Annotated in this window: 2 protein-coding genes; both read left to right on the top strand. The window is 53.7% G+C overall.

Annotated elements, in window-relative coordinates:
• Positions 1–9 precede the first annotated feature (9 nt).
• Complete coding sequence (locus ACO0LB_RS20105) at positions 10–855, top strand: sulfotransferase (RefSeq protein ID WP_423052403.1); 846 nt, start codon at positions 10–12, stop codon at positions 853–855.
• Between the two features lie 155 nt (positions 856–1,010).
• A partial coding sequence (locus ACO0LB_RS20100) for a DUF4347 domain-containing protein (protein WP_423052401.1) occupies positions 1,011–8,688 on the top strand: 7,678 nt, incomplete at its 3' end.

Below are 8,688 nucleotides of genomic sequence, written 5' to 3'. Positions count from 1 at the left end.
TAACACTCTATGACAGCCGCAAAATATCATTTCATTTCTGGCTTGCCACGTTCGGGTTCTACCCTGCTGGCAGCCTTGTTGCTGCAAAATCCGCGCTTTCATGCTGGCATGACCAGCCCGGTTGGTAGTTTGTTTCGCGGCATGCTGAATCAGTTGGGTGCAGGTAGCGAATTTGGCAGTGTCGTCAGCAAAGAACAAAGACGTCGGTTGACACGCGGCATTTTCGAGTCTTTCTACGCAGATCAGGCTGACAAAGAAGTTATTTTCGATACCAACCGCATGTGGAGCGCCCACATGCCGGTTTTAATGGATCAGTTTCCTGGCTCAAAAGTGATTGCCTGTGTACGCAATGTGGCATGGGTCATGGACAGCCTTGAGAGACGTTATCGCGCCAACCCCTACGAAATCACCCGTCTGTTTAATGACGATATGGAACGCAATACCGTGTATAGTCGGGTAGAGACTCTGGCTCAGGCCAATCGTCTTGTCGGCTACCCATGGACTGCACTCAAGGAAGCATTTTACGGTGAGCACGCGGAGTCGCTGCTGATCGTGGATTATGATTTTCTGGCGCAGGTCCCACATAAAGTAATGCCCCTGATTTATCAATTTCTGGCCGAGCCCGAATTTGTGCACGACTATCGCAATGTCAGTTATGACGCACCGGAATTTGATGCGCCTCTGGGCATGCATGGATTACACAAAGTACGAAAATACGTGAGCTTTGAAAAGCGCAAAACTATTTTGCCGCCGGATCTGTTTGAAAAATTTGCTTCTTTGTCATTCTGGACTGACACCAGCAACAGTCGCTGCAATGTCATTACGACCAAGGTACCAACTGATTCAGAGGCATAAATCTGTGAATGCACATCATGATTTTCAATAAATCAGAATACGCTCTTACGATCTGCTTACAGCATAGAAATATACTATTTAATTTTTTTGCAATCCATCCGTAATTTGTTCCAGAAATTACCGTCCACACTTAGCCAGGCTCGATGATTATGAATATGTCCAATTTCCCTCGCCCACAAGACTCACTGTCTGAACACGACGATGCGCCTATTCAAGCATTTGAAATTCAGGTAACGACCCCGCTCGTACCACTAGCCCTGGCTTCCCCAGCTCCGACGATCGTTGCACCTGCTGCCGTCGCAACTGCAAGCAATCCTGTTGCCCATGATGTCGTATTTATCGATAGCAGGGTTGCTGACGCCAGTAGCCTGCTCAAAGGGCTGGCAGCGAATACCGAAGTGGTCTTTCTGCAAAGCACTAGCGATGGCTTGCAACAAATGGCTGATTACCTGGCCGGACACCAGGTCAATTCCGTGCAAATCGTCGCACATGGTTTTGAAGGCCAGCTTTGGTTAGGCAAGACTTTCCTCGACAACAATACCATCAATACCCATAGTGATGCCTTGACCAAAATCGGTAAGGCGCTGGTACCTGGTGGCGATATCCTGGTGTATTCATGTAATCTGGCTGATGGAGATGATGGTGCGAGCTTTGTCTCCAATCTGGCCACCCTGACTGGTGCTGATGTTGCCGCTTCCAGCAACCGCACTGGCGTTGGCGGCGACTGGGATCTGGAAGTAACTACCGGCAAGATTGAAGCCACTTCAGTTTTATCCAAAGATGCCGAAAGTCACTACGATCACTCTCTGGCAACCGTCACGGTGACCAATGGTAATGACACAGGTGTTGGTTCTCTGCGCAATGCTATTGCTGCAGCGACCTCAGGAGATACAGTCACTTTTGATGCCAGCAGGACAGTAACACTGAGTACTGGTCAATTAGTGATCAACAAAAACCTGACCATAGAAGGTGACCTTGACAGCAATGGTACACCTGATGTGACTATCGATGCCAACAACACCAGCCGGGTCATCAACATCACAAGCGGTACCGTTACGCTGGATGGTTTGATCATCAGAAACGGTCTGACGAATGGCGCCGGTGGTAGCAATGCCACAGGCGGTAATGGCGGCAATGGCTCTGATGGTTTTGGCGCTGGTATCAATAACAGCGGAACATTAACTATCTCCAACAGTACCATTACGAACAACAAAGCAGCGGGTGGCGGTGGCGGTGGCGGTACAACCTCAGGTTTGTATGGCGGTGGCGGTGGCGGTGGCGGCGGGTTTGGATCAGGTAATGGCGCAGCTGGCGGTATCGGTGCTGGCGGACAAGCACCTGGTGCCATTTCTGGCATCACGGGTGGTACGGGTGGTGGTGCAGGTGGGCGTGGCGGTAGTGGCGGTAGTGCTACTGGTGGCGCGGCATCGACCTATAGTGGCACTGGCTACACTTTGGGTGGCGCAGGTGCGACAGCCAACAATGGAACCATAGGCATAGGTGGTGGTGGTGGTGGTACCGGTACCAACAGATTTGGTGGTACCGGCGGTAACGCTGCAGCAGCGATCTATAACAACTCCACAGGTTCCATCACCATACTCACCAGCACTATCAATAATAATATCGCTGCGGGCGGTGGTGGTGGTGGTGGTGCAGCAGCAAATTATGCGTCTCTCGGTAACGGCGGAGATGGTGGCCGTGGTGTAGGTGGTATCTGGAATGCCAGCAGCACCGCCAATTCGGTCAAAATGGATGCCGGCAGTTATACCAGCATGGCAACCGGCAATAAAGGGGTTGGCGGCAGCGGCGGTACTGCGGTTGGAGGTACAAATACCAATGGTAGTGTAGGCGGGAGTAATGACAAGTACTTCGGCCTGAGCTCTCTCAACAACACTTTTGCACCAACCACCATCACCAATGCCACCTATGATGCCAGCACAGGTTTGTTGACCGTAACTGGCGCAAGCATGGTGACCAATGATGTCATTGATGTCTCCAAACTAAGCCTGACTGGTCAGAGTGGTGCTACCTACACATTAACGAGCAGCAATACGACTGCGACAAACTCCACCACATTCTCACTGACACTGAATGCGGCAGACAAACTGGCTGTCAATGGCCTGCTGAATCAAAACGGTACTACTGCTGTCAGTGGTACTACCTTTAATCTCGCCGGTGCCGCCAACTGGGATCAAACTGCCAGTGCTACGGCCGATGCCACCAATGCGGTCACCGTCTCCAACGTCTCCGCGCCAACGATCACTTCCGCCACCTACAATAGCACTACTCATGTACTGACAGTCACTGGCACCAATCTGGTCGGCACGATAGGTGCCACCAATGACATTACCGTCTCCAAACTGACGCTCAAAGGCGAAGGGGCAACGACCTACACGCTCACCAGCTCAAACGTTGAATTGACCAGTGCGACTAGTTTTGCCATTACACTCAATGGCACGGACCAGGCGCAGGTCGAAACCTACTTGTTCAACAAAAACGGCACGGCATCGACTGGCGGTACCACCTACAACCTGGCGGCAGCGGACGATTGGGACAGCGTGATTACCGGTGGCGATATCTCTGTCACAACAGCAGGTGTGACGGTCAGTAATGTCGCCGTACCCACAATTACCTCAGCTACTTACAATTCCACCACGGGTACCGTGGTCGTTACTGCTACAGGCCTGACCCCATTGGTGGGGGCCACTAATGACATCGTCGCCAATAAATTCACCTTCACGGGTGAGGGCGGTGCCACCTATACGCTGACTAATACCAGCAACGTCGAAATCACCTCAGCCACCAGCTTCACTCTGACACTGAGCGCCACCGACAAATCTGGCTTAACACAAATCATCAACAAGGCGGGCGCCAGTTCTACCGGTGGCACCACCTATAACCTGGCCGCTGCCGAAGACTGGGCCGCTGGTGCCGACGCTGCCGTCGTCATTGCCGACCTGACTGGCAATAGCGTCGCTGCTACCGTAGCCAACCCAACCATTACCTCAGCGACTTACGATGCCAGTAACGGCAGCCTGGTGGTCACAGGTACCAACCTGTCCCATCTCAATGGGGCCACCAATGACATCGTCGCCAACAAGTTCACCCTCAAAGGCCAGGCCAGTGGTACGTATACCCTGACCGATACAGCGAACGTAGAAATTACGTCTGATACCAGCTTCACTCTGATCTTATCCACCACCGACAAGGCAGGTGTGAGAACCCTGCTCAATGCCAATGGCACCTCTTCTGGTGACAGCACTACCTATAACCTGGCAGCTGCCGAGGACTGGGCAGCCGGTGCCGATGCTGCCGTCGTCATCGCCGACCTGACTGGCAACGGCATTACTGTATCCAACGTCGTCAGCCCTACAGTCACTTCGGCTACTTATGACGCCAGCACCGGTATATTGTCCGTCACTGGTACCAACATGGTCACCGGCGACACCATTGATGTCTCCAAGCTTTCTCTGACTGGTCAGGCTGGTTCTTACACCCTGACCACTGCTAACGTCACCGCCAGCAGTTCAACTGCCTTCTCAGTAACGCTCAACGCTGCCGACAAACTGGCCGTCAACGGCGTATTGAACCAGAACGGCACGACCGCAGTTGATACCACCACCTTCAATCTGGCAGCGGCAGCCAACTGGGACTCGACTGGTGCTGCGGCAGCCGATCTGACTGGCAATGCCGTCACCGTCTCGAACGTCACCGCCCCAACGATCACGTCTGCTACCTACGACGGCACCACCCATGTTTTCACCGTCACAGGCACTAACCTCGTTAAAACCATCGGTGCGACGAATGACGTTACCATGTCCAAGCTCACCATCACTGGTGAAGGCGGTGCGACTTACACCCTGTCCACCACTGGCAATGTTGAAGTCACTTCCGCCACCAGCTTCACATTTACTCTGGCTGGTGCTGATATAGCTGGTGTCGATGCTTTATTGAACAAGAACGGCACGTCCTCCGCCAGCAGTTCCACGACTTATAATATGGCTGCAGCCGATGACTGGGACAGCGTGATCACCGGTGGCAATATTGCTGACCTGACTGGTAACAGCATCACCGTTTCCAATGCCGCACCAAGTATATTAAGTTCCACTTACGATGCGGCCACCGGCGTTTTATCGGTTTCCGCTGTCAACATCGTCGGTGGCGACACCATTGATGTCTCCAAGCTTTCTCTGACAGGTCAGGCCGGTTCTTACACCCTGACCACTGCCAACGTCACCGCCAGCAGTTCAACTGCCTTCTCAGTGACGCTCAATGCTGCCGACAAACTGGCCATTAACGGCATATTGAACAAGAACGGTACAGCGGCGGTGGATACCACTACCTTTAACCTGGCTGCTGCTGCTTCCTGGGATGCTACCACCACCTCCAGTGCCGATCTGACCGGCAATGCTGTCACGGTATCGAACGTCACCGCACCAACGATTACGTCCGCGACTTACGATGGCACCACCCACGTCTTTACCGTCACAGGCACTAACCTCGTTAAAACCATCGGTGCGACGAATGACGTCACTATCTCGGCATTAACCATCACAGGCGAAGGTGGCGCGACGCGTACTTTGTCCACCACCGGCAATGTTGAAGTCACTTCCACCACCAGCTTCACATTTACTTTGGCTGGTGCAGACATTGCTGCCGTTGATGCGTTATTGAATAAAAATGGTACTTCTGCAGTCAGTAGCACCACCTACAATATCGCCGCAGCCGACGACTGGAACAGCGTCATCACCGGCGGTAATATTGCTGATTTAACTGGCAACGGCATCACCGTTTCCAATGCCGCACCAAGTATATTAAGTTCCACCTACGATGCGGCCACCGGCGTTTTATCGGTTTCCGTCGTCAACATCGTCGGTGGCGACACCATTGATGTCTCTAAACTATCCCTCACCGGTCAAGCGGGTTCATATACATTAACCAGTGCCAACGTCACCGCCAGCAGCTCGACCGCCTTCGCTGTCACGCTCAATGCTGCCGACAAACTGGCCATCAACGGTATCCTGAACAACAACGGCACCACTGCTGTTGACACGACGACGTTCAACCTGTCTGCTGCCGCTTCCTGGGATGCCACCACAACCTCTTCCGCCGACCTGACAGGCAATGCAGTCACCGTCTCCAACGTCACAGCACCAACAATCACGTCCGCGACTTACAACGGTAACACCCACGTCTTCACCGTCACCGGCACTAACCTGGTTAAAACCATCGGGGCCACCAATGACGTCACCATTTCCAAGTTGACCATTACCGGTGAAGGCGGTGCGACTTACACCCTGTCCACCACCGGCAATGTTGAAGTCACTTCCGCCACCAGCTTCACATTTACTTTGGCTGGTGCAGACATTGCTGCCGTTGATGCGTTATTGAATAAAAATGGTACTTCTGCAGTCAGTAGCGCCACCTACAATATCGCCGCAGCCGACGACTGGAACAGCGTCATCACCGGTGGCAACATCCAGGATCTGACTGGTAACAGCATCACCGTATCGAACGCAGCACCAAGCATCCTGAGTTCCACCTATGATGCAGCCACCGGCGTTTTATCGGTTTCCGTCGTCAACATCGTCGGTGGCGACACCATTGATGTCTCTAAACTATCCCTCACCGGTCAAGCGGGTTCATATACATTAACCAGTGCCAACGTCACCGCCAGCAGTTCAACTGCCTTCTCAGTGACGCTCAATGCTGCCGACAAACTGGCCATTAACGGTATTTTGAACAATAACGGCACCACTGCCGTTGACACGACGACGTTCAATTTGGCCGCTGCTGCTTCCTGGGACGCTACCACCACCTCCAGTGCCGATCTGACCGGCAATGCTGTCACGGTATCGAACGTCACTGCACCAACGATCACTTCTGCGGTCTACGATGGCACCACCCACGTCTTTACCGTCACAGGCACTAACCTCGTTAAAACCATCGGTGCGACGAATGACGTTACCATGTCCAAACTCACCATCACTGGTGAAGGCGGTGCGACTTACACCCTGTCCACCACTGGCAATGTTGAAGTCACTTCCGCCACCAGCTTCACATTTACTCTGGCTGGTGCTGATATAGCTGGTGTCGATGCTTTATTGAACAAGAACGGCACGTCCTCCGCCAGCAGCGCCACCACTTACAACCTAGCCGTTGCCGATGACTGGGACAGCGTGATCACCGGTGGCAATATTGCCGACCTGACTGGTAACAGCATCACCGTATCGAACGCCGCACCAAGCATCATCAGTTCCACCTATGATGCAACGACGGGTATTCTGAGTGTCACTGCCGTCAATATCGTCGGTGGTGACACCATTGATGTCTCTAAACTCTCGCTGGTCGGTCAAGGTGGTGGTTCTTATACCTTAACCACTACCAATGTCACCGCCAGCAGCAGTACCGCCTTTGCAGTCACCCTGAACGCCGCCGACAAACTGGCCGTCAATGGTTTATTGAACAAGACCGGCACCACCGCTGTGGATGCCACCACTTTCAACCTGGCCGCCGCTGCTTCCTGGGACGCCACTACGACTTCCAGTGCCGACCTGACCGGTAATGCTGTGACGGTCTCGAACGTATCCGCCCCCACGATCACCTCTGCCACGTACGATGTTGCGACCCACATCCTGACCGTCACTGGCACCGGCCTCGTCAGCACTCTGGGGGCCACCAATGACATCACCGTCTCCGCTCTGACCATCAAAGGTGAAGGCGCCGCTACCCGTACCTTGTCGACTACCGGCAATGTTGAAGTCACTTCGGCCACCAGCTTTGCTGTGACACTGGCCGGTGCTGACCAGGCTGCCGTTGAAGCTCTGTTTAACAAGAACGGTACAACCTCGACTGGTGGTACCACTTATAACCTGGCCGCAGCGGACGATTGGGACAGCGTCATTACCGGTGGCAACATCGCTGTGACGACGTCACCGATTACCGTCTCGAATGTGGCGGTACCGACCATCACCTCCTCGGTCTACAACGCCAGCACCGGCGTGCTGACCGTCACAGGTACTGGCATGACTGGTTTGACAGGGGCCACCAACGACATCATTGCCAACAAATTCAGCCTGCAAGGCGAAGGTGGTGCCAGCTATACCCTGACCACCACCAGCAATGTCGAGATCACGTCGGCCACGTCCTTCACCATGACCCTGAGTGCTGCGGACAGGCTGGGTGCCAACCTGATCATGAACAAGAATGGCACCAGCTCCACCAGTGTCAATACCTACAACCTGATTGCTGCCGAAGACTGGGATGCCGGTGCGGATGCGGCTGTCGTCATTGCTGACCTGACCGGTAATGGCGTTACCGTTACCAACGTGGTAGCACCAACAGTGACATCCGCCACCTACAACGTCGCTACTGGTGTGCTGGCCGTGACAGGTAACAACTTCCTGTCACTGGCAGGGGCGAACAACGACATTACAGCCAACCGCATCCGTTTCCTGGGCCAGGGTGCTTTCAACTATACCCTGACCAACACCCCGAACGTCGACATCACGTCCAATACCAGCTTCACCATGACCATGAGTGTCACCGACAAGGCGCAACTGGCATTGCGGCTCAACAAGGATGGTACCGCTTCCAGTGACAGCACCACCTATAACATCGGCATGCTGGAAGACTGGAATACCGGTGCGGCTGTCGCTGTCGTCATCGCTGATCTGTTTGGTAATCCCATCACGGTAACGGGTAATAATATTGCGCCATTTGCGACGAGCCTCAACAGAGTGCACAGCAACCCGACGAACCGCAACGATATTGATTTCACCCTCGTCTTCAGCGAAAGTGTCACCGGAGTCGATGCGAGCGACTTTACACTCG

Origin of the sequence: Undibacterium sp. SXout7W (genome assembly GCF_049339385.1) — a bacterium.
In the GTDB taxonomy this organism is placed as follows: domain Bacteria; phylum Pseudomonadota; class Gammaproteobacteria; order Burkholderiales; family Burkholderiaceae_D; genus Undibacterium.
Note: the sequence above shows the minus strand (reverse complement) of the source record. Positions and strands in the feature narration are given on the sequence as shown.

Excerpts from the sequence above, each read along its gene's own strand:
- ACO0LB_RS20105 (WP_423052403.1), top strand. The coding sequence starts at position 10 with ATGACAGCCGCAAAATATCATTTCATTTCTGGCTTGCCACGTTCGGGT.